We start from the raw sequence: 22,517 nt of genomic DNA, 5'->3' as shown, positions 1-22,517 counted from the left end.
TAATGCACTCTGGACAATTGCTCTGGTTCGTAATGGAACGGTTTTTCAGGAGATTAAAAAACGAATGGGTGCCTTTAGAGGGATAGGCAAATTTTATGGCAGCCAGATATTCAATCATTCAGTATATAACAGGTTATTACAGTCAGCTTCGCCCTCACTGGTATAACAACGGATTCACCCCCAATGAATCAGAAAGATTATTTTGGGAAGCCTCTAAGTCAGTGACCAATTTTTATTGACCACTTCAGGCAAGCTGGCTGATTGGGTCATGCAGCAACTTGAACGAAAACACTCCAATGTAGTGACTTGTGCACTGGCGAATAAATTTGCCCGGATAGCTTGGGCAATCACGACGCAACACACGGTATTTGACGCCTGATATGCACCATAATTAATACATTTGAACATGACTCCACTGGTTTTGCGGAGACTGATGACATAAACGGCCTATCGGCCTGATGAGAAATCTAAAGGTTAAGATGGATTATTAAAGCCGAGTGGTTTTTTAGTAACATCAGGCGCGGAACTCATCGAGGCGCAGGCATCCTTGCCTATAGTGACGCCGGATAGATTTAAGCAGGCCAAAATTTCATCAAAATGAGTGTTGCAAAAAAGAGGGTGACCATAGATTTAACCTTTCATATGGAAAAATAAATACTATCATAATTTATTTGTGCAATATAAAACTATACTCTTATTCATGATTGTGAAATCATTAATAATATATTTAACCATCATATAATAACTAATTTTATTATATGTTTTGTGTTTATATTGAGGTTGATTATATCATTGATTTTATTATATTTATTTTTATGTGGCTTAAGTAATGAGTATTCAACTTAAATATATTGTTAGTTGAAAAATGATAATAATATATTGATATATAAAGAAAAGGGTGTGTTATTTTATTTCAAATAGATTTTTATTATTTTTTTATTATTCAATACCCTACTACGTATAGAGTGTTTATGATATTAATAAAAAATGTGAAAATAGTAACTGAAGTATTTAATTGGTTGTGATATATATTTTAAAATTAAATTTGGCATGATGATATATTATTTAAATGCAAGAAGAATAAAAACAATAATGGTAATTTATGATGGTATCTCAGTATTGACGAAAATCGTATGATAAACGATATTAAAGTTATGAACGCAGAGGGAACATAAAAATACAGAATAAGTATTGATAAATACAAAAAATTTTTTATAAAAAGCAAAGTATTGGTGATTTGGAAGGTAGTACCATAGTTTGAAAAGATAATGAAATATATGGTAATGATTAATTGAAAGAAAATTGTTAATTGCAATAATGATTAAATTTAAGAGTATCGACATAGAATTTATTTTTATAAAAAGTTATAATAAATTTGAGGGCTCTTAAAATGAGTATATCAGTTAAAGTTTTAGCCGGGAGATATCCTCCTTTTTCCCTCATTGAAAAATTAATAAATTAAAATGCCAATGAGTTAATTATATATTACTACCCAAAATGGAGATTGGCTAATATTTTATAAGGACGGGGGATAAATATCACGAAAAATGGATTAAATGAATTTTTTCGAAAATACCGTGATTGTAAAACACCTAATTAATTATTTAATGGAGCATGTAATTATTTATCTTATTCATAATGTTGTTGCAATTATTATTTGTATATAAACGCTATAATTTTTTCATTTTTTTAATGATCTTAATTAAATTATTTTTGAATAAGTAATTTTAATGATATTGTGCCTGTCTGCTTTGAAATTAAATTTAATCGATGATGTGTTATATAGATGTGTTATATGTGGTAATTGATTATTTTTAATTTTGATTCAAGTATTATTTTTTGAAAGGATATTAAGTTTCTCTATTATCCGTGCTCATATACAGGATCTTAAAAATTAAGCCTTTCAAAACACGCTTCCAATGTCTTGTTTTTACATGACTTTCTTTGTCGGGTTTTGAAGGCATTCCGGCATAAATAATCCTTGGCTTTTTCCAGCCAAAAACAGGTTTCCGACCATGCCCTTTGTAGCAGGTTTTCAATTATTGGCCGCAACCAGATATCCGTATTTTGCGCCGCTTTAAGTAAGGAAACCGCCGGAAATAATCGTCTTGCCATTGTCCGTCTGACCAGTAAGGTGAGCAGACTTGACCAGATAAGTCCGGTGACTAACGAGTCTTTCCGGGTGGCAAAACCTTGCCAGTTTGTGTGGGATTTCAACTCCTTAAATAACAGCTCGACCTGCCATCGACAGCGATAAATATCCATCACATCATTAGGTGTAAATTCTTCCGCCGGTAAATTCGTCAGCCAAATACAAAACCGTTTTTCCTCCTTAAGCCAACGGCGGATAATGCGAAATTCATAACCGTTACGCTGACAATGCAAATCTAACACTTCAGAGCGGTGAATTCTGCGCGTGACCGTTTTTAACCTTTTTCCTGCCAGTTTAGGTAACAATTTTCCTTGTCCATTGTGGGCGGCGACAATCAGGGGATTGAGGGATTTTTTCCCTCTGACAATAAATGAAGCACCTGAATGCGAGAGTTGTTCAAAATAGTCAAAATCAGGATACCCCGCATCAGCAAGCAGAAGTTGTCCCTTCAATTCGGCCGGAGCAGGCAAATAAGCGCGTTCCGCTGCGGTATCTGCTGTAACGGTCATTGCTGTTGGTGTTTGACTGAATAATGACATTGTTATATGACATTCAACGGCGGCAGCGGTTGTTTTGAAGCGATAAGGAAAGACTTCAGCGAGAGCAGGATGAACCTGAAATGAGCGGCCATCTTGTAAAATAACATTTTGAAATTTAGCCAATTTTTTAGGTATCGCTACTTGTTTTTCAACCCACTGAGCCATAAAAAATCGGACGATGATTTTAATAAACGCCTCAAAAGCCGGTTTGCGTAATTGATTATAAAAAGGCCGGTAACTGACTTGCTGGGCGTCGGGGCATAGGCCGTTATACTTCTGATGTCATTGGGCAATGGCGTTAATTTTACCGGTACTGAGTGCAGAAATCAGACTGAGGATCAACGTGCGTGGCTCAATATTTCTGACACGTTGGGTGAACCCACAGCCAAAGGCTATTTTATTCAAAGAAACGTCACTGAATAATTGCATTAACTGGTGTTTTATAGCAATAATCGTCATAGGCTTCATCCGGGGTTTTTGATATTTGTTTGGCGACGATAATCAGATCATAAATGAAGCCTTTTTTCTATCTAAAATATACGGTTACTGCTTAAGATCCTGTATATGAAATAGGTTAGGTCGGCGAGTGAATTTTTATATTATTTCTGATGACTTAGACCCATTCAGAAAAATACCAACTAATATACCCAATCCAGAAGAGCTGGAAAAATATCTTGGGTTGCCTATAAATAAAGTCCCTGATCCAAATGCCTATTTCTGAAAAAACTGGGAAAGTGCTCGAGCATATTAAAATAACAAATATTAATCCTGACAAGGGAGAGATAAGTTATTATATACCTTCAGATGAAATTGTTAATAAGCCTGGGTATGAATATGGTATAGAACTTCAGGAGTTTTATCAAGGAGAGATTTTAGATCAAGAACAAACAGTATCAGTATTGAATGGGAAGGCTAAACTTCAATGGAAAGCCGATTGGAGTATGCGCCTACTATGTAGGAATATTCATTTTGAAATGCATGGTGAAGATTTAATTGATTCAGCAACGGTTTCACGACAAATTTTTGAATTATTACATAAGCCTATTCCTACTCTTTACAAATATGGACTTTTTCTAGATTCTAGTGGAAAAAAAATATCCAAATCAAAAGGTAATGGTTTTTCTCTGAATGATGCTAAAAATCTTTTAACAAAAGATGCCATTAAAATTTATTTATCAAAGGATCCTAAAAAATCAACTAAATTTTATATAGAGCAATCGCCTAGATTAAATGATCAGGTTAATATATTAAAAAATAATAAAAAACGATTGTCTTTTTTAAAGATTTCAAATATTTTAAAAGCATCAAACCCAATGAGTATTTCTGCAGCTAAAAAATTCCTTGATTTATATTTAAGAGAAGGAGAGGTTATATCAGAAAAAAAATTGATTATTAGTTATAATTATTACTTAAAAACTAAAGATAACAATAACAAGAAAAATGGTTTGAAAACAAATGAAGAAAATGAATATTTTTCTAGTGTAGTTAACTATATAAAGAAGAATAACCATTCATCTAAAAAAGATATTTTGGATTTCATATTTTATTCGTATGGAAAATACTTTATGGATGTAGGTTATCCTCAAATATGCTTGTTACTTTATAGGGGGCTTTTTGGTGTTACTTATGGCCCTAAAATTAAAACATGGATAGAAGTAAATAAGTTAGAAGATATTATTGAATGTTTTGAAAATCCAATTAAAATAAAAGAAGAAATAGTGGGAGGAACAGAAGGAAATAAAATAGAACATGCTAGCATAGAAAGTTTTATTGGAAAAATTTCACATGAGGAAAATGATTTAAATATGGTAATGTTATTCGGAAAGATTAATTTTAAAGATGTCAAGAAAAAATGTTCTGAACTATCTAATGAATTGAAAAAGAATAGACATGTATTAATTAATGCTTTCTCTGAGTATCAATGTAGGAGCGTTACTGAAGATGAAATCTATCGTTCAATAGACGTTCTGGATAATATTGAAAAAAATGAATCTTTTTTTCAAGAAAAAATTTATGGTGTCACTTCATTTCTACCTTTGAATCAACCAATTTACGCATCCGTATGCTTTGGTTTTATACCTTCTTTAATGGCAGTAAATGCTTGTATTCGTCCTCCTACTGCAATGCATTATCATTATAAAAAATTTGAAAATGTCATTGATATGTCAAAAATATCTGAATCATTTTCAGTTTCTTATGAAGATAAAGAATTATTTTTAAGTAAAAGGGTGAAAATTACAGATGCTGTGATTTTTACAGGTACACCAGAAAATGCGATTAAGGTTCGTAAGCATTTTAGAAAAAATACATTGTTTATATTAAATGGAGCTGGACATAATCCTCTTATTATATCAAAGGATGCAGATATAGATTTAGCTATCGAAAGTATTAAACGTGTTGTACTCTATAATCAAGGGCAAGATTGTGCAGGTCCTAATTCTATATTAGTGCACGGCGATATATATGATTTGGTTAAGGATAAGTTAATTGTTTCTTTAAAAGAAGTTGAGGGTAAAGTAGGACCTTATTCTGACTATGATAATATAGTAGGTCCTAATAGTGACATTGATCATAGTGTAAAAATTGCCACAATGTTTAAAATAAATAGAGATTATTGTACCTACGGAGGAGAAATAAACCCGATAAATGGTATGATAAAACCAACTGTATTTGAAAAGCCTCTTTCTTTGGGGGGTAATTACAAAGAATTTTTTGCTCCAGTTTTCTTTTTGCAAAGGTATAACCTAGATAAAGATTTAGAGGGTTATTTTTCTCATCCAAGTTATGCAGCTAATGCTATGTACATTTCTTTATTTGGTACAAGTGATTATATTAACCAGCAATTAAATAAAAAGTTACACTTACCAGACAGTATTCTTCACAATACTGATTTACATCTGGAGGAACATGGCTATCTCCCATATGGCGGGCAGGGACCTGCAGCGTCATGTCTTTGGTATGATGGTAATAGAATTAACGGAAGTACACTACCACAAAGAGATATATATCAATATCTAGTTGAACCATATAACAGGTAAAAAATAAAAATGACTGCCAACTTTAATAAATCATATGTGGTGTCCATTATATTGAGTGCGTCTCTCGTAGGATTAGCTATGGGATATACGTTACCAATGGTCAGTTTAAAGCTGGCAGGACAAAATCACACTCCAATTATAACGGGAATAATATCCGCTCTTCCAGCTGTAGGGATGCTTGTTTCCGCCATATTGACACCAATACTTACTCGTTTGTTTAAATTAAATAAGATATTAAGTTTTAGTTTATTATTGCTGGCAGTTTCTACATTTTTGTCTACTTACTTAAACCAAGTATATTATCTTGCTATTCCAAGATTTTTAATGGGGTTTGCTTGTGGTGTTATTGTCGTTGTTGGAGAATCTTGGATTAGCGATAATGCCCATGATAAATACAAAGGAACTCTGATGGGATTATACACTTCAGTATTCACGGGGTGTCAATTGTTGGGGCCATTATTGATTTCTATCGTTGGCATTATCTCACTTATTCCTTCAATTTTACTGGGTATATTTTCGTTTCTTTGTATTTTCCTGATTTTAATAAATCCTTCCGTATCACTATCACAATCGACAGAAAAAAATGAAGAAATAAGATATTCTGTCTTACCATTAGTTATGTCTGCACCTTGTCTTATGATGGGTGTTTTTTGTTTTTCTTTTTTTGATGCAACGACATTATCCATGTTTCCACTTTATGGTTTGTCACTGGGAATACCCGAAAAAATTACCATTACGCTGATAACTGTGATTTTTTTAGGCGATGCAATTCTTCAAGTTCCTATAGGATGGCTGGCAGATAAAACTAACCATCAAAAAATGCACATGATTTGTGGCGTGGTTTTCATTCTTTCCTTATTGGCATTGCCGTTTACTGTAAATTCTATCTTTTTATGGCTTGATGTCATCATTATGGGAGCATTTGGAGGCGGGATTTATACCTTATCATTGGTGAGAGCGGGGAAAAAATATTCAGGACAGACATTAATTACCATAAATTCTCTATTTGGTATCATTTGGGGTATAGGCAGTCTGACAGGGCCTTTAATGACTGGAGTTGCAATGGATATATTTAATGAAAAAGGATTCATTATTATTCTTGTTTTGGTCGGGTTTTTGTTCATGTTTTCTCACTTGCTTCCTAAAAAGCCTATCGTTCTGCTTAAGGAGTGAAGGGTGAATTTATCAAGCGATTAAGAAGATTTATGAGCCTATAGATTTCAAGATGCAGCCAACAAAGCTGCAACTTGAAATATGAAAGGTAAACTTAATGCGTCGCACCACCGATTACAACAATATCTGATTTATTTTTCCACGCCACTTCAATAGCTGTTTTTAACGCTATCATCATGACTTCCAGAGACATACTTGGCATATCAGTATATTTCACAGCTTGTTTTGGTAAATAAGGAACATGGATAAATCCTCCACGAACAGCAGGATATTTATGTGACAGGTAATGTAATAAGCCATACATCACATGATTACAGACAAAAGTACCGGCTGTTTGAGAGACAGAAGCTGGAATACCTGCTGCCTTCAGTTCATTGACCATTGCTTTGATAGGGAGGCTGGAGAAATAAGCTGCAGGGCCTCCGGCAATAACCGGGGTATCAATTGGCTGTTTACCTGCATTATCAGCAATTCTGGCATCGTTGATATTGATTGCAACCCGCTCTACGCTGATATTTGGCCTGCCTCCTGCCAGCCCGATGGAAATCACCATTTCCGGCTGATGCTTATCAATGGCGGCGTAAAGCTGTTCCAGTGAAGTATCAAAAATACAGGAGAGTTGTTGAGTTTCAATATTTGCATCGGCAATTTGGTTGCCTTGCAGTGGTTTTATTGCTTCCCATGAAGGATTGATGATTTCGTTCCCAAAAGGCTCAAAACCAGTGATTAAAATTGTTTTCATAGCTGTTTCCTGTCGTTATTTTATAAATATGTATTTATGACTAATGTATTTATAACTAATTGTCTTATATGAACATCAGGAAATAGAGCAAAAACACATTGGTAATCAGTAAGGTGCATCCAGTAGGAATTTGCACCTTAATAACGGCATTTCGATCAGGTAACTCCAATAGCGCGGCAGGGACGAGATTAAAATTTGCTGCCATTGGTGTCATCAACGTACCACAATAGCCGGAAAACATCCCAATTGCTGCCATCACTGCCGGATTGCCTCCATGTTGCAAGATCAGAATAGGAATACCAATCCCCGCTGTCACAATGGGAAAAGCAGCAAAAGCATTTCCCATGATCATGGTCAGTAACGCCATGCAAAATACATAAGCCATTGCAGCGATAAATCGGTTATCGACAGCCAGATAACTCTCCGTCAGATGGGAAATAATCGTGCCCACTCCTGCGGCAGTAAACAGTAATCCGAGAGTTGCCAAAATTTGCGGTAAAATGAACACACAGCCGATAGAGTCCAACAATCGACGAGTTTCTTGCATAGGCTGCATGATTTTTTCATGGGTAATGTATATGGCGATGACCAATGCGATCAGACAGCCAAGGCTAATAGAAAACAGTGTAATCAACGTCGTATGATTACCTTCGCCGAAAATTGCTTGTTCTAATCCTGGGACATGATTGAACAGCAGGACGCCAATCATAGTGATAACGGGAATAAGCAGAGCAGGTAAAAATAAGCGATTGCCGAGACGAGCTGCACTTTCCTGCCGCTGTTTGGGTGTAGATTGGTGGTAATGACCTAAACGTACTCCACCAAACCCAGCTAGCAAAGCCATTACAACCACCAGAATTCCTACTCCGATATGAACAATTTTTGTCGTATGAGTTTCGTCGCTGATCCAGATACCTAACAGACGGTAGCTCCAGTCTCCCAATAGAAAAATAAAGCCATAAAGTCCCCAAAACAGGCCGGTAGTCAAGCGACGGGGATTGGCTTTATCGCGCCAGGACATCACAGTAATAATAAGTAAAATAACACCCGCTAAATAGTAGAGATACTGTAATTGAAACATTATCTTGCCTCCTTACTGGCCTGCTTTATCGGGTTTAAAGGTGCATGGTTCAGGGAAGCAATTTCTTTGGCAAGCTGATTATCAAGGCGATATAGCCTAATTGAATGGATTAAAAAAGCACAAACAGCGGTCGGAATACCCCACATGGCGATATGCAGAGGTTCAGTCTGGATGCCAGCGGAGTTCAGCATAAAATTGTGCATAAAAATAATGGCACCGAATGCGACAAAGATATCTTCACCGAAAAATAATCCGGTATTATCCGTTGCAGCGGACATAGCACGGATTCGGTAACGGACATGGTCAGGCAAATCACCATATTGATTCTCGGCAGCCCCTTCTGCCATAGGCGCCAACAGTGGACGAACCATTTGTGGATGCCCGCCCAGACTGGTTAACCCCAGAGCAGCAGAGGTTTCACGTATAAATAAATAGATGATCAATAGACGTCCTGTTGTGGCGCTCTTGATATGGGCAATTGTACGTTGAGCTTGTTCTTTTAACCCATGTCTTTCCAGCAGGCCGATGATGACTAAAGGCAGTAAAATAGTCAGAGATAGATTCAGTGTATTAAGAAACCCGGAGCCGAGTTTTTCCAGAATATCGAGGATTGGCATACCGGCGGCTAACCCAGTAACCAGCCCTGCAATTGTTACAATCAAAACAGGATTAAGCCTCAGAATAAAACCGACTATGATGACTGCGATCCCGATTAAGGGCCAGAAATTGATTGTGTTCTGCATCTTTTACTTCCCTTTTGGATAAATGAAGTATTGTTCTATTGTTGGTTTAAATCGCATAGATTGTTGTCTTATTGTTTTAAATTGTTGAACAATAAATAGGTTGCGATCAAAGAATGATCAATGCAAATTTGCATCAGATTGCAAAAATGGAATGCAGATCACTTATTGGTTGAAAAACAGTTTAATTAATGGCGCTATTTTGCTAGCTGGCTAGAGGTAAAACGTCTGGTTGGCAGAAAAGATCCGGTAATCCTCTCTAAGATCAATATCCGTGACATTACACGGACATTCTGTTGTGAGTATTGCCAATATTTGAAATTCAAATAAAAATACGGCTTTCAGGTTGTAAAAACCTTTCAGGTACATAGAGATCGAAATTATTTAATCGACAGTATTCTTCCAATTGTTGAGCGGAACTAACACCAATTTTTCTATATATTTGTGCTGTATAGTTTTCAACAGTACGATAGGGTAATCCCCCCTAAAAATCGGAGTGTTCATAAGTAGAATTTTCTCATACGCTTCCAACATTTCCGAAAATGATTAAACTTTTTAAGTATCCGTTGGATATAAAAGAATCAATATGGATATTTGTTGTTCTGATTTTACTGACAGAATTAATGCGTGAACATTTGATAACTGCATGTAATATTTCCAAATTGAGAATATTTTCTTGTTATCAAAGGAGATTAATGTCCTAGTATAGATATCTTAGTATCTTATACCAGCACTAACTCCAGGGAAATTTTTTAAAAAAATATAAAAATGAATCTAAATAAGATATAAAAATAGTGTTGTAATTAATCAATATGAGGGAGGATAGGACTATTTCTACCACTTTAGTCTTATACAAAAATCACTGAAACTAATAACATGAAACTTTTCACAAGAAAAGTTTCAGGTATATTCATAGGATTAAAACAGAGCTATTAATACTTTGTTTTTTATTTTCAAGGCGCTAATTCAGACAAACCTGCGACTGCTTTTTCTAGGTACTGACGGGGGCAGCCTAGGTTAATTCGGATAAATCCTTTTCCTTTATCACCAAAACTACATCCCATTGAAACAGCGACTTGGGCTTTTTGTATTAATACTTGTTGCAACGTATTATCATCTAAGTCTAAATTTCGACAATCCAGCCAGGCCAGATATGTACCTTCTGATTTGATCATTCGGCACCAAGGAGCAGAAGATGCTAAAGCTTGTTCTAACTCTTCAAAGAGGTGAACAAGATGATTAAATGGTGTAGGTAATTCTTTTTCAGTATACCCTGTAACATCAAAATCGTCAGATAAATTATTTAATTTAATAAACACCTTGTTTGCATATATAAGATGGAGTTTCTTATCTTTTACAGACCATGATTCATGACTTTTATCCCACATATTTGTTAACTGAGGAGTGATTTGACTCATTATATAACCTTTAATAATTATTGGATGTTTTTTCTATAATTTTAATTGATCTTCAAACGAAAATATTCTTAATTCACACGAGGATAACTCGTTCATTTCAGCCGGAATGTGAGAAGAGCTTATTATTCATGTAACAGGTTTCATGAAGTGTGAAAATGTGACTATTGTCATGATTTTTACCTTGCGTGGTAATCTTCCAATCACAACTATATTGGCTAGGTTAGCAGGCTTAATGCTTAATGAGAAAAACCGTCACAAATAGCCCCTACTCAAAAATGGAGTTATTTATGACGGTCTGAGAAGAATTTAATTGAATCAGACTTTAATGAACTGTTTATTATCCAATACCTTGGAGACTTCTTTATTGAGTATATTCAACAGAAGAATCGAACGGGTTTCTCCATCCGGTTCATTATAAATGGCCTGAATACCTTCAAAAATACCTTCAGTTATCAGTACAGTATCACCAGAAACAGGGGTTTCTGGTGCAGTAAACTCCTGTTCAGTTGCGCTCATTAACTCATCAATTAACTGTTGTGGAACAACAGCGGGGTACGTGCTGAAGCGGATAAAATGATTGACTCCACGTGTTGAGTTGACGGTAGTGGTATGAATAACCTCCGGATCAAAATTCACAAAAAGGTAATTCGGAAAGAGGGGTTCGGTTACGGTTGCCCTTTTACCTCGAACGATTTTTTCAATTTTGGCTGTGGGTGTCAGGCAAATAACATCCTGTCGCTCCAGGTTTTCTATCGCCCGAGAGATTTGCCCGCGTTTACAGTAAAGAAGATACCAGTTTCCCATAATATTCCGACTCCATTACACAATGTACTTAGCATAACAAAACCGATATACCAGGATCATCTATAAAGTGAAGCATAACAAAACTGATATACAAGGATCACCTATAAAGTGAAAATGCGTTTAGGGGGAAAACATGGTTTTATAGCCAGTAGGTGTTTGTTACCAGTAAAAGTTCATGTTTTATAGCATTTAACTATACATTGACCAATTTTATGTATATTTATGAATTTATTTTGTTTTTATAGATGAAATTAACAAAGGATTTACTATTAAAATCAATTGAATTATATCAATAGGTATATCGAAAAAATCCATGCTAGAAGAATAGCACTATTTTTTTAGTGGCAGTTTTAGTGACAGAAATGGAAGGTTTAAAACCTTTCAGTGTAATGTAGAGTTTTCTGAACAATTTGATAAACAGGTGGAGTCTGAGTAATGTTTCATTGTATCTCAGCAACCTAATCCACAAGATTACAATAAACTCATTGATTTTTAGTAGGTTATGGGTTTACCTTGTAACCTTTATGGGAAGGCTTATAATGTCTCTCCCTCCTTGCAAATCGGTACAATTAAATAAGATGAAATACCGCGATCTAAGAGACTTTCTTTCCCTGCTAGAGCAATCTGGTGAATTAAAACGAATTCGTATGGAAGTTGATCCTTATCTGGAAATGACAGAAATCGCGGATCGTACTCTTCGTGCCGATGGTCCTGCTTTATTGTTTGAGAATCCAAAAGGATATTCAATGCCGGTTTTATGTAATCTGTTCGGTACTCCTAAACGGGTTGCAATGGGAATGGGGCAGGATGATGTTAAGGCACTACACGATGTTGGCAAATTACTGGCTTTTCTTAAAGAGCCTGAGCCACCGAAAGGTTTTCGTGACCTGGTAGAGAAGCTGCCAAAATTCAAACAAGTTTTGAATATGCCAACTAAGCGCCTTAGTTTTGCGCCTTGTCAGGAACAGGTTTGGGAGGGGGATGAAGTTGATTTGACCCGTATTCCTGTGATGCACTGCTGGCCCGAAGATGCCGCTCCTCTAATAACATGGGGGCTGACTGTAACCAAAGGGCCAAATAAAGAGCGTCAGAATCTGGGCATCTATCGTCAGCAGGTTTTGGGGAAAAATAAACTTATCATGCGGTGGTTATCACACCGTGGTGGTGCGCTTGATTTTCAGGAATGGTGTCAGGCTCATCCAGGCGAACGATTCCCCGTTGCTGTTGCACTGGGAGCTGATCCTGCCACAATCTTGGGAGCTGTCACCCCTATCCCTGATACGTTGTCTGAATATGCTTTTGCCGGGCTGTTACGTGGACATAAAACAGAAGTAGTGAAATGTTTATCCAATGACTTAGAAGTGCCTGCTAGTGCTGAAATTATCCTTGAAGGGTATATCGAGCCGGGTGAAATGGCTCCAGAAGGGCCATACGGTGACCACACTGGTTATTATAATGAAGTAGATATGTTCCCAGTGTTGACCGTCACACATATTACTCAGCGCAGTGATGCCATCTATCACTCCACTTATACAGGGCGTCCACCAGATGAACCTGCTGTATTGGGGGTAGCATTGAATGAAGTGCTGGTCCCAATTCTACAAAAGCAATTTCCTGAAATTGTCGATTTTTATCTACCGCCGGAAGGATGTTCTTATCGGCTTGCTATCGTGACGATGAAAAAACAATATGCAGGGCATGCCAAGCGAGTCATGATGGGGGTTTGGTCATATTTGCGACAATTTATGTACACAAAATTTGTTATTGTCTGCGATGATGACATTAATGCGCGAGATTGGAATGATGTCATCTGGGCAATAACGACGCGAATGGACCCGCAACGGGATACTGTCTTAATGGAAAATACACCAATCGACTATCTCGATTTTGCATCACCGGTTTCTGGGCTTGGCTCAAAAATGGGATTGGATGCAACAAATAAATGGCCGGGAGAGACACAAAGGGAGTGGGGGCGTCCGATAGTCATGAGTGATGAAATCCGGGCCCGTGTCGATGAGATTTGGGATCAATTAGATATTTTGAAGCGATAAGAGGGAACGCATGACAACACTAAGCTGTAAAGTAACATCGGTTGACTCCATTACAGATACAGTTTATCGGGTTCGTTTATTACCTGATTCGCCTTTTTCTTTTCGTGCAGGGCAATACCTTATGGTGGTTATGGATGAGCGGGACAAACGCCCTTTCTCCATGGCATCACCGCCATCAGAAAAACAGACGATTGAATTGCATATAGGTGCTTCTGAATTAAATCTGTATGCAATGGCGGTGATGGACAGGATCCTGGATCAGAAAGTTATTGATATTGATATTCCACACGGGAAAGCATGGTTTCGTGAAGATAGTAAAAACCCGATGCTATTAGTTGCAGGAGGAACAGGGTTTTCTTATACCCGTTCTATCTTACTGGCCGCATTAGAAAAAGATCCTAACCGCGAAATTGCAATTTACTGGGGTGGCCGCGAATTGCAGCATCTCTACGATTTAGAAGAATTGCAGGCACTGAGTGAATGTTATCCTAATTTAACTGTTGTTCCTGTAGTTGAACAGATTGATGGGAATTGGAATGGAAGAACGGGGACTGTATTAAGTGCCGTTCTGGAAGATTTTGGCAGTTTGGCCCCGTATGATATCTATATAGCAGGCCGTTTTGAGATGGCTAAAATTGCCCGTGAACGGTTTTGTAGTGAACGTGATGCTTGCATCGATCGCATGTATGGTGATGCATTCGAGTTTATCTGAGCCAATCGCCATACTTCTCACCACTTTTCAGGTGTCCCGAGTATTCACCCCCCAGTCACATAGTTAGCTATGCCTCTGGGGAATCATCTGATTACTATCCTGATACACAATTTGAATCTATTAAGTATTTGAATCTATTAAATATAAGAAATAAAAAAACCCGCCCCTGACAGGCGGGAAACTACGGCAACAACTTATTAGAGTGATGCAATAGATAAGACAGACAAGGGGAAAATACGCATAAATAATCGTCAGATAACTCCAATAACTCAACAACTAGATCCTTTCAATAATCGTGGCAATGCCTTGTCCCAACCCTATACACATTGTTGCCAACCCGAATTGGACATCTCTACGCTCCATTAAGTTCAGCAAGGTTGTAGTGATACGAGCACCAGAGCAACCCAGTGGGTGGCCGAGAGCAATAGCACCGCCATTCAGGTTGATTCTGTCGTCCATGCTATCCAGCAATTTCAGACCTTTCATACAAGCCAGAGATTGAGCTGCAAATGCTTCGTTTAACTCAATCATGCCAATATCTGAAAGGTTCAAGCCTGCTTTTTTCAATGCCATTTGTGTCGCAGGTACAGGCCCATAACCCATGATAGAAGGATCACAGCCGACAACTGCCATTGAACGGATACAAGCACGGGGTGTTAACTCTAGTTCACGAGCTTTACTTTCACTCATGATTAACATCGCAGATGCACCATCTGAAAGCGCGGAAGAGTTGCCTGCGGTCACACTACCTGTGACGGGATCAAAGACAGGACGTAGGGCAGCCAAGTCTTTCAGGTTAGTATCGGGGCGGATTACTTCATCAAAATCAATGAGTTTCAGATTACCATCAGCATCATGCCCTTGGATTGGCGCGATTTCACCAGCAAAGGCTTTTGACTCTGTCGCTTGTGCAGCGCGCTGGTGTGAACGCATGGCGAATTCATCCTGCATTTCGCGGCTGATACCGTGCATTTTCGCCAGCATTTCAGCGGTCAAACCCATCACACCGGCTGCTTTTGCTACATTACGACTTAACTTAGGATGGAAATCGACACCATGAGTCATCGGTACATGTCCCATATGCTCAACACCACCAATCAGTGCAATGTTGGCATCACCCGTCATGATCATGCGGGCACCATCGTGTAATGATTGCATTGAAGAGCCGCACAAACGGTTTACTGTAACAGCAGGAACTGAGTGAGGGATCCCGGCCAGTAAGGCGGAGTTACGGGCAATATTGAAGCCTTGTTCCAGCGTTTGTTGTACACAGCCCCAAGAAATATCGTCGATATGTTCAGGTTGTACTGACGGATTACGCTTGAGTATCGATTTCATCAAATGTGCAGAGAGATCTTCGGCACGGATCTGACGGAATACTCCACCTTTTGAGCGCCCCATAGGGGTACGGATACCATCAATAATGACTACGTTTTCCATGTTTTCAGACCTCACGCTGTTTCACCGGGATTAACAGCAAGTTTTGCTGCGGCAGGATAGTAACTTTCATTGCTCTCAGCTTTCGCTTTCAGGCCGGCTGGAACTTGATAAAGTGTGCCTAAATGGGTATAACTTTCAGCCAGTTTCACATAAGCTGCGGTTCCCATCGTATCCAAATAACGGAAAATACCACCGTGGAATGGAGGGAAGCCTAAACCATAAACCAGTGCCATATCTGCTTCCGCAGGGCTGGCAATAACACCTTCTTCCAGACAGCGAACCACTTCATTAATCATTGGGATCATGGTACGAGCAATGATCTCTTCGCCAGAGAAAGTTTGTTTAGGTTGATTAACGTCTGCCAATAATTGATCTGTGGTTTCGTCTTGTTCTTTTTTCGGTTTGCCTTTTTTGTCTTGGGTGTATTTATAGAAACCAACACCATTTTTCTGGCCATAACGTTGGTTTTCAAACAATACATCAATGGCATCCCGGTAATCGCGGCTCATACGGTCAGGGAAACCTTGTGCCATAACACTCTGGGCGTGGTGAGCAGTATCAATACCAACAACATCAATGAGGTAAGCAGGACCCATCGGCCAGCCAAATTCTTTTTCCATGATTTTGTCGATTTGACGGAAATCACCGCCATCGCGCAATAACATGCCGAAGCCAGCCAGATAAGGGAACAGGACACGATTTACGAAAAATCCTGGGCAGTCATTGACAACGATTGGCGTTTTGCCCATTTTACTGGCGTAAGTGACAACAGTAGAAATCGTTTTGTCTGATGTTTTTTCCCCACGAATGATCTCAACCAATGGCATACGGTGAACCGGGTTGAAGAAGTGCATACCACAGAAGTTTTCTGGTCGTTTCAGTGATTTTGCCAGTTCAGTGATTGGAATTGTGGAGGTGTTAGATGCCAGAATACAGTCATCATTAATATGGGATTCTGTTTCTGCTAGAACTGCGGCTTTAATTTTCGGATTTTCAACGACGGCTTCAACAACAACTTGTGACTGCTCAATGCCAGCATAATTCAGGGTTGGTTGAATGGATGACAGCATTTTAGCCATCTTCATCGCATCCAGACGTCCGCGTTCGAATTGCTTATTCAACAACTTTGCCGCTTCATTAATACCTAAATCCAGCGCTTTCTGATTAATATCTTTCATCAGCACTGGAACACCCTTACGTGCTGATTGGTAAGCAATGCCGCCTCCCATAATGCCTGCACCCAGAACGGCTGCACGCTGAGGAGTGGATACTTCCTTCAGATGTTTTTTTGCCAGACCTTTTACATATTGGTCATTCAAGAAAATCCCGACTAAAGCGCGAGCAACCGAAGTGTGTGCTAATGTGACAAAACTTTCACTTTCCAGTTTCAATGCTTCATCACGGCCCAATGTGGCAGCTTTCTCTATGGTTTTCACGGCAGTAATTGGAGCAGGATAATGAGGGCCTGCAACTTTCATTACCATACCTTTTGCTACGGTGAAGCTCATAGTGCGCTCAACTTCGTTGAGGTTCAGTGGTGACAGCTTAGGTTGGCGGGCCGCTTTCCAGTCCAAATCACCTTTGATGGCTTGTTCCAAAATAGAAACAGCAGCATCAATCAGTTTTTCAGCAGAGACAACCGCATCCACTAAACCGTTTTTCAGTGCTTCTTCTGCGCTGATATCTTTACCTGCGGTAATAATCTCAAGGGCATTGTCAGTACCAATTAGGCGTGGCATACGGACGGAGCCACCGAAGCCTGGCATAATGCCCAGTTTAGTTTCTGGCAAACCAATTCGAAGATCGGGTGACGCAATACGGAAATCAGTAGAAAGTACTAGCTCACAACCACCGCCAAGCGCATACCCATTGATTGCGGAGACTGTAGGAACAGGGAGATCTTCAATTCGGTTGAAAATATTGTTAGCGAGATTCAACAGCTCATGAAGTTTTTCTGCTGGTGCGCTGAATAAAGATAAAAATTCTGTGATATCTGCACCAACAATAAAGGCTTGTTTTTCAGAACGTATTAACAGCCCTTTTAATTCAGTTTGTTGCTCAAGGGTAGCAACGGCTTTATCTAGTGATGCAACAGTTTTTGTGTCTAATTTATTAATTGCAGATGGCGCATTGAAGATCAGTTCTGCAATGCCATCTTTCAGCCAGTTTACTTGAATAGTTTCACTTAGGTAGAGCATGTCATTCTCCTCAATGAGTGCATACCATCTGGTATGACCAGATGCAGTTGATTGTGATTAGTGTGTTAAGTGAATGCAAATCAATGATTAATTTTTTGTAGGGCAGATCACAGGTAAGATTTATGATGTGTAGTGATATTTTTTATTATTGCATTGAAAAATATAAATATTATCAGTTAATTCCTATGAAATGGATTTTCTCCTATGACACTAAAAAAAAGGAATTGTGATAAAATTTAAATTCCAGCCAGATAACCTAAAGGCTAATAAAATGGAAAAGTTGGCATCTCTGTACCAAGAACATATTAAAATATTGCAAAAACGTGCCAGAGAAATATTGGCACGTAGTCAGTTAGACGCCCTGCTTATTCACTCTGGTGAGTTATTACGAGTGTTTCTTGATGATAGCCATTATCCTTTCAAGGCAAATGCGCATTTCAAAGCATGGGTTCCTGTAACCAATGTACCGAATTGCTGGTTATGGATCGATGGTATTAATAAACCCAAGCTATGGTTTTACTCCCCGGTGGATTATTGGCACAGTGTGGAACCATTGCCTCATGGTTATTGGACTGAAGAAGTAGAAATGTTTCATTTGGCTAAGGCTGGTGATATCAAAGTTGCACTGAATGGGTTACCAAAACAATATACAGCATATATCGGTGAGCAAGTCGATCGTGCAAAATCTTTGGGGCTCCTCAATCACAATATTAATCCTAAAGTAGTTATAGATTATTTAAGTTACCATCGTTCATATAAAACCGATTATGAACTGGCTTGTATGCGTGAAGCGCAGAAAACGGCTGTAAATGGTCATATGGCCGCACATGACGCATTTCTGTCGGGTGTCAGTGAATTCGAAATCAATATGTTCTATTTAATAGCAACAGGCCACCGTGATACTGATGTTCCCTATGATAATATTATTGCTTTAAATGAAAATGCGGCAGTTTTGCATTACACAAAGTTACAACAAACCGCACCTTCCGAAATTCGCAGTTTTTTGATTGATGCCGGGGCGGAATATAATGGCTATGCTGCGGATATCACCCGAACTTATGCAGCAAAATCTAACAGCGAGTTCGCCGCTCTGATTAAAGGATTGAATGATGAGCAGCAGGCGATTATAGCCACGATTAAAGCTGGTAGTCGATATACCGATTACCATATCAATATGCATCATCGTATAGCCAGGTTACTGAAAAAACACGATATCATTACTGGAATTAGTGAAGACGTCATGGTTGAGAAAGGGCTAACAACGCCATTTTTCCCACATGGACTTGGTCATCAACTTGGCCTACAGGTGCATGATGCTGCCGGGTTTATGCAAGATGATAGCGGAACCCATCTGGCTGCGCCGGAAATGTATTCTTACCTACGTTGTACACGTATCTTAGAGCCGGGAATGGTTTTGACTATTGAACCGGGTCTTTATTTCATTGAAACTTTATTGACGCCTTGGCGGGAAAGTGAATACAGCAAACATTTCGATTGGAAAAAAATCGATATGCTTAAGCCTTATGGTGGTATTCGCATTGAGGATAATATCGTTATTCACGATGGAAGAATTGAAAACATGACCAGAGATTTGCAGTTGTCGTAATGAAGCCTTATTTAATTCCTGCGGCTTCAGTCAGTTTTACTGAAGAAATAAAGAAAAGTCGTTTTATTACCCTGTTGGAACATACCAGCGGGGTAGATGAGGCGAAAGCATTTATCCAAGGTATCAAGGAACAATACCCTGATGCCCGGCATCACTGCTGGGCTTTTGTCGCAGGTGCGCCTGATGACTCTCAGCAATTGGGGTTCTCAGATGATGGAGAACCTACCGGCACTGCGGGTAAGCCGATGATTGCACAATTAACCGGGAGTGGCTTAGGAGAGATCACCGCAGTATCAGTTCGTTATTTTGGTGGTATCAAGCTTGGTACAGGTGGATTAGTGAAAGCCTATGGTAACGGTGTCCAGCAGGCACTTAAGCTATTGGAAAAAAAGTATAAAGTGCCGCAAAAACTGTATCAGTTGCAGTGCGAATATGCACAAATTTCCATGGTGGAACAACTGTTACAGCAATTTTCAGGGCAAGTGCTCGCTAGTGAGTATACTGAAAATGTTACATTGCACATGTCATTACCTGCTACTCTTGCAGAGGAAATAGGAAATAGATTACGTGACTTAAGTCGCGGTACGCTTTTTTTAACATCAAAAAAATAACTGTTTTGTCATACAGGATTTCGAAGGAACCTGCTGAATGCATTTTCGCACCATAACTCGTATTGTCGGGCTACTTGTTATTATTTTCTCTGTCACAATGATTATTCCGGGGTTGGTGGCATTAATTTACCGAGATGGTGCAGGCAGAGCTTTCAGTCAGACATTCATCTTTGCGCTCTTTATTGGTTTAATACTATGGATACCCAATCGGGAACAAAAACATGAATTGAAACCTAAAGAGGGTTTCCTGATAGTTGTTCTGTTCTGGACAGTATTGGGCAGTGTCGGAGCATTACCTTTTATTTTCTCTGAAAAACCTAACCTTTCGATTACAGATGCCTTTTTTGAATCCTTTTCTGGCCTGACAACAACAGGGGCGACGACGCTTGTTGGTCTTGATTCCCTTCCTAAAGCAATTCTCTTTTATCGGCAAATGCTGCAATGGTTGGGGGGAATGGGAATTATTGTATTGGCTGTTGCGATCCTGCCTTTGTTGGGCGTCGGTGGAATGCAGCTTTATCGGGCTGAAATGCCGGGACCATTAAAAGACAATAAAATGCGTCCTCGTATTGCGGAAACAGCTAAAACTCTTTGGCTGATTTATGTTTTATTGACCATTGCCTGTGCGATTGCACTATGGGCAGCGGGAATGTCAATTTTTGATGCGATTTCTCATAGCTTTTCTACCATCGCAATTGGTGGATTTTCAACACATGATGCCAGCGTGGGTTTTTTCAATAGCTCGACAATTAATACTATTATTGCGATCTTTCTACTGATTTCCGGTTGTAACTTCGGCTTACATTTTGCTGTGCTTTCCGGGCGAAGTTTGACAGTCTACTGGCGTGACCCTGAATTTCGCATGTTTATCAGTATCCAGTTAGCATTAGTCGTACTGTGTACACTGGTTTTATGGCAGCATTCTGTTTATGAATCCAAATTAAATGCACTTAATCATGCTTTCTTTCAGGTTGTTTCAATGGCAACGACGGCAGGGTTTACAACAGACAGTTTTGCCAAGTGGCCTCTGTTTCTGCCGTTCTTACTATTATGCTCTGCATTTATTGGTGGATGTGCCGGATCAACTGGTGGTGGTTTGAAAGTCATCCGTATTTTGCTCCTGTTTCTACAAGGCTCCCGCGAACTGAAACGTTTGGTACATCCGAACGCGGTATATACTATTAAATTGGGACGTCGGGCATTGCCGGAAAAAATTATTGAGGCAGTCTGGGGATTTTTCTCCGCTTATGCATTGGTTTTCATCATTAGTATGTTGCTACTGATAGCAACAGGTATTGATGAATTCTCTGCCTTTTCGGCTATTGCTGCAACATTGAATAACCTGGGACCAGGGTTGGGAACTGTAGCGGATAACTTCACTACGATGAATCCGACAGCCAAGTGGATATTGGTCGTTACGATGTTGTTTGGACGTTTGGAAGTTTTCACTTTATTAGTCCTATTCACACCGACTTTCTGGCGCGACTAATTATTAAGATGATTCGTTATTTAAAAGGACGTATCTATGAACTACTTACTGCTCTATTCCTCACAGGATGGACAGACTAAGAAAATTATTACTCGTATCGCGGAAAATATTCGTCGTGCGGGTATAGGATGTGATTTAAGAGATCTTGCTACAGTTAAGCATATGAATTTGGCTCCTTACCATAAAGTAATGGTAGGAGCCTCAATACGTTATGGTCACTTTAATTCTGTGTTGTATAAGTTTGTCACGGGCCATCAAAAGCAATTGAGTCAAATGCCGACAGCATTCTTTAGTGTCAATTTAACTGCGAGAAAACCAGAAAAAAGTACACCGGAAACGAATGCCTATTTACGCAGGTTTTTGACAAAAAGCACGTGGAAGCCAGATTTGTGTGATGTTTTTGCAGGAGCTTTGCTTTATCCCCGTTATCGTTGGTTTGATCGCTTCATGATTCAACTCATTATGCGCATGACGGGAGGAGAAACGGATACAACCAAAGAGGTTGAATACACCGATTGGGCTAAAGTAGATCATTTTTCAAAGATGTTTTTACAGTTAACGTGTCAAAAAGCGCCTTAAAAGCAATCTATTCGCTGATTGTTACGTCGTTTTGAGGAAAAAAAACGCGAACAGAAAAAAAATGCAAAAAAACTATTGTCATCGCCGGAAAACGCCCTATAATGCGCATCCGTTGTCACGACAAACACACAAAACAGTCGGGAT

Annotated in this window: 16 protein-coding genes and 4 pseudogenes; 11 read left to right on the top strand and 9 right to left on the bottom strand. The window is 38.9% G+C overall.

Features of this window, described 5'->3' with window-relative positions:
* Together ABLA85_RS13475 and ABLA85_RS13470 are read left to right on the top strand one after the other, a co-directional pair.
* Positions 1–239, top strand: a pseudogene (locus tag ABLA85_RS13475) (hypothetical protein); the annotation flags it as partial.
* 8 nt (positions 240–247) lie between these two features.
* Positions 248–379 (top strand): annotated as a pseudogene (locus ABLA85_RS13470) (IS110 family transposase); the annotation flags it as partial.
* Between the two features lie 1,508 nt (positions 380–1,887).
* On the opposite strand, the pseudogene ABLA85_RS13465 reads toward ABLA85_RS13470, so the two are convergent.
* Positions 1,888–3,150, bottom strand: a pseudogene (locus tag ABLA85_RS13465) (IS4 family transposase).
* Between the two features lie 127 nt (positions 3,151–3,277).
* On the opposite strand from ABLA85_RS13465, the gene ABLA85_RS13460 reads away from it, so the two are divergent.
* The 3 genes from ABLA85_RS13460 to ABLA85_RS13450 are packed head-to-tail and all read left to right on the top strand — an operon-like array spanning position 3,278 to position 6,902.
* Complete coding sequence (locus ABLA85_RS13460) at positions 3,278–3,412, top strand: hypothetical protein (protein ID WP_367964858.1); 135 nt, start codon at positions 3,278–3,280, stop codon at positions 3,410–3,412.
* Positions 3,399–5,729: an aldehyde dehydrogenase family protein gene (locus ABLA85_RS13455; RefSeq protein ID WP_367964856.1), complete on the top strand. Its 2,331-nt coding sequence runs from the start codon at positions 3,399–3,401 to the stop codon at positions 5,727–5,729. Before ABLA85_RS13460 ends, ABLA85_RS13455 begins: the two co-directional genes overlap by 14 nt.
* 9 nt (positions 5,730–5,738) lie before the next feature.
* Complete coding sequence (locus ABLA85_RS13450; RefSeq protein ID WP_367964855.1) at positions 5,739–6,902, top strand: MFS transporter; 1,164 nt, start codon at positions 5,739–5,741, stop codon at positions 6,900–6,902.
* A gap of 94 nt (positions 6,903–6,996) precedes the next feature.
* Here ABLA85_RS13450 and pcp read toward each other — a convergent pair whose 3' ends face one another.
* The 6 genes and pseudogenes from pcp to rfaH all read right to left on the bottom strand — a co-directional run bounded on the left by pcp (position 6,997) and on the right by rfaH (position 11,687).
* Entirely contained in the window at positions 6,997–7,644 is a 648-nt protein-coding gene (gene pcp / locus ABLA85_RS13445; protein WP_367964853.1) for a pyroglutamyl-peptidase I, read from the bottom strand.
* 64 nt (positions 7,645–7,708) lie between these two features.
* Positions 7,709–8,728, bottom strand: coding sequence for a DUF979 domain-containing protein (locus ABLA85_RS13440; protein WP_367964861.1), 1,020 nt, complete (start codon positions 8,726–8,728; stop codon positions 7,709–7,711).
* Positions 8,725–9,468 carry a DUF969 domain-containing protein gene (locus ABLA85_RS13435; RefSeq protein WP_367964851.1) on the bottom strand — a complete coding sequence of 248 codons (744 nt, stop codon included), beginning with the start codon at positions 9,466–9,468 and terminating at the stop codon, positions 8,725–8,727. Before ABLA85_RS13435 ends, ABLA85_RS13440 begins: the two co-directional genes overlap by 4 nt.
* Positions 9,469–9,787: 319 nt before the next feature.
* A pseudogene (locus ABLA85_RS13430) lies at positions 9,788–9,937 on the bottom strand (helix-turn-helix transcriptional regulator); the annotation flags it as partial.
* Positions 9,938–10,418: 481 nt separating this feature from the next.
* Complete coding sequence (locus ABLA85_RS13425; RefSeq protein ID WP_367964849.1) at positions 10,419–10,883, bottom strand: aminotransferase class I/II-fold pyridoxal phosphate-dependent enzyme; 465 nt, start codon at positions 10,881–10,883, stop codon at positions 10,419–10,421.
* Between the two features lie 315 nt (positions 10,884–11,198).
* Positions 11,199–11,687 carry a transcription/translation regulatory transformer protein RfaH gene (gene rfaH / locus ABLA85_RS13420; RefSeq protein WP_367964847.1) on the bottom strand — a complete coding sequence of 163 codons (489 nt, stop codon included), beginning with the start codon at positions 11,685–11,687 and terminating at the stop codon, positions 11,199–11,201.
* 578 nt (positions 11,688–12,265) lie between these two features.
* On the opposite strand from rfaH, the gene ubiD reads away from it, so the two are divergent.
* Together ubiD and fre are read left to right on the top strand one after the other, a co-directional pair.
* Positions 12,266–13,738 (top strand): 4-hydroxy-3-polyprenylbenzoate decarboxylase, encoded by a 1,473-nt coding sequence (ubiD, locus tag ABLA85_RS13415; RefSeq protein WP_367964860.1) that lies wholly within the window; start codon positions 12,266–12,268, stop codon positions 13,736–13,738.
* Between the two features lie 10 nt (positions 13,739–13,748).
* A complete protein-coding gene (fre, locus tag ABLA85_RS13410) occupies positions 13,749–14,450 on the top strand; it encodes an NAD(P)H-flavin reductase (RefSeq protein ID WP_367964846.1) in 702 nt (233 codons plus the stop codon).
* A 276-nt stretch (positions 14,451–14,726) separates the two neighbouring features.
* Here the strand turns inward: fre and fadA are convergent, their stop codons facing one another.
* Both fadA and fadB read right to left on the bottom strand, forming a co-directional pair.
* Positions 14,727–15,890 (bottom strand): acetyl-CoA C-acyltransferase FadA, encoded by a 1,164-nt coding sequence (fadA, locus tag ABLA85_RS13405; RefSeq protein WP_367964844.1) that lies wholly within the window; start codon positions 15,888–15,890, stop codon positions 14,727–14,729.
* A gap of 11 nt (positions 15,891–15,901) precedes the next feature.
* A complete protein-coding gene (gene fadB / locus ABLA85_RS13400) occupies positions 15,902–18,088 on the bottom strand; it encodes a fatty acid oxidation complex subunit alpha FadB (RefSeq protein WP_367964842.1) in 2,187 nt (728 codons plus the stop codon).
* 271 nt (positions 18,089–18,359) lie between these two features.
* Between fadB and pepQ the strand changes: the two genes are divergently transcribed.
* Genes pepQ through hemG form a run of 4 tightly spaced genes read left to right on the top strand, consistent with a single transcriptional unit; the run spans position 18,360 to position 22,373 of the window.
* Positions 18,360–19,694, top strand: coding sequence for a Xaa-Pro dipeptidase (gene pepQ, locus ABLA85_RS13395; protein WP_367964840.1), 1,335 nt, complete (start codon positions 18,360–18,362; stop codon positions 19,692–19,694).
* Positions 19,694–20,305: an IMPACT family protein gene (locus ABLA85_RS13390; protein WP_367964838.1), complete on the top strand. Its 612-nt coding sequence runs from the start codon at positions 19,694–19,696 to the stop codon at positions 20,303–20,305. Before pepQ ends, ABLA85_RS13390 begins: the two co-directional genes overlap by 1 nt.
* Positions 20,306–20,342: 37 nt before the next feature.
* Positions 20,343–21,794, top strand: a complete 1,452-nt coding sequence (gene trkH / locus ABLA85_RS13385; RefSeq protein ID WP_367964836.1) for a Trk system potassium transporter TrkH — start codon at positions 20,343–20,345, stop codon at positions 21,792–21,794.
* Between the two features lie 36 nt (positions 21,795–21,830).
* Positions 21,831–22,373 (top strand): menaquinone-dependent protoporphyrinogen IX dehydrogenase, encoded by a 543-nt coding sequence (gene hemG, locus ABLA85_RS13380; protein WP_367964834.1) that lies wholly within the window; start codon positions 21,831–21,833, stop codon positions 22,371–22,373.
* Positions 22,374–22,517 lie beyond the last annotated feature (144 nt).

Origin of the sequence: Xenorhabdus sp. SGI246 (assembly GCF_040838225.1) — a bacterium.
GTDB lineage: Bacteria > Pseudomonadota > Gammaproteobacteria > Enterobacterales > Enterobacteriaceae > Xenorhabdus > Xenorhabdus indica.
This window is presented reverse-complemented; position numbering and strand designations above follow the sequence as displayed.

Bases quoted from the DNA above. Each gene is read 5' to 3' on its own strand.
- ABLA85_RS13455 (WP_367964856.1), top strand. From the start codon at position 3,399: ATGCCTATTTCTGAAAAAACTGGGAAAGTGCTCGAGCATATTAAAATA.
- ABLA85_RS13450 (WP_367964855.1), top strand. From the start codon at position 5,739: ATGACTGCCAACTTTAATAAATCATATGTGGTGTCCATTATATTGAGT.
- pcp (WP_367964853.1), bottom strand. From the start codon at position 7,644: ATGAAAACAATTTTAATCACTGGTTTTGAGCCTTTTGGGAACGAAATC.
- ABLA85_RS13435 (WP_367964851.1), bottom strand. From the start codon at position 9,468: ATGCAGAACACAATCAATTTCTGGCCCTTAATCGGGATCGCAGTCATC.
- ABLA85_RS13425 (WP_367964849.1), bottom strand. From the start codon at position 10,883: ATGAGTCAAATCACTCCTCAGTTAACAAATATGTGGGATAAAAGTCAT.
- rfaH (WP_367964847.1), bottom strand. From the start codon at position 11,687: ATGGGAAACTGGTATCTTCTTTACTGTAAACGCGGGCAAATCTCTCGG.
- ubiD (WP_367964860.1), top strand. From the start codon at position 12,266: ATGAAATACCGCGATCTAAGAGACTTTCTTTCCCTGCTAGAGCAATCT.
- fre (WP_367964846.1), top strand. From the start codon at position 13,749: ATGACAACACTAAGCTGTAAAGTAACATCGGTTGACTCCATTACAGAT.
- fadA (WP_367964844.1), bottom strand. From the start codon at position 15,890: ATGGAAAACGTAGTCATTATTGATGGTATCCGTACCCCTATGGGGCGC.
- fadB (WP_367964842.1), bottom strand. From the start codon at position 18,088: ATGCTCTACCTAAGTGAAACTATTCAAGTAAACTGGCTGAAAGATGGC.
- pepQ (WP_367964840.1), top strand. From the start codon at position 18,360: ATGGAAAAGTTGGCATCTCTGTACCAAGAACATATTAAAATATTGCAA.
- ABLA85_RS13390 (WP_367964838.1), top strand. From the start codon at position 19,694: ATGAAGCCTTATTTAATTCCTGCGGCTTCAGTCAGTTTTACTGAAGAA.
- trkH (WP_367964836.1), top strand. From the start codon at position 20,343: ATGCATTTTCGCACCATAACTCGTATTGTCGGGCTACTTGTTATTATT.
- hemG (WP_367964834.1), top strand. From the start codon at position 21,831: ATGAACTACTTACTGCTCTATTCCTCACAGGATGGACAGACTAAGAAA.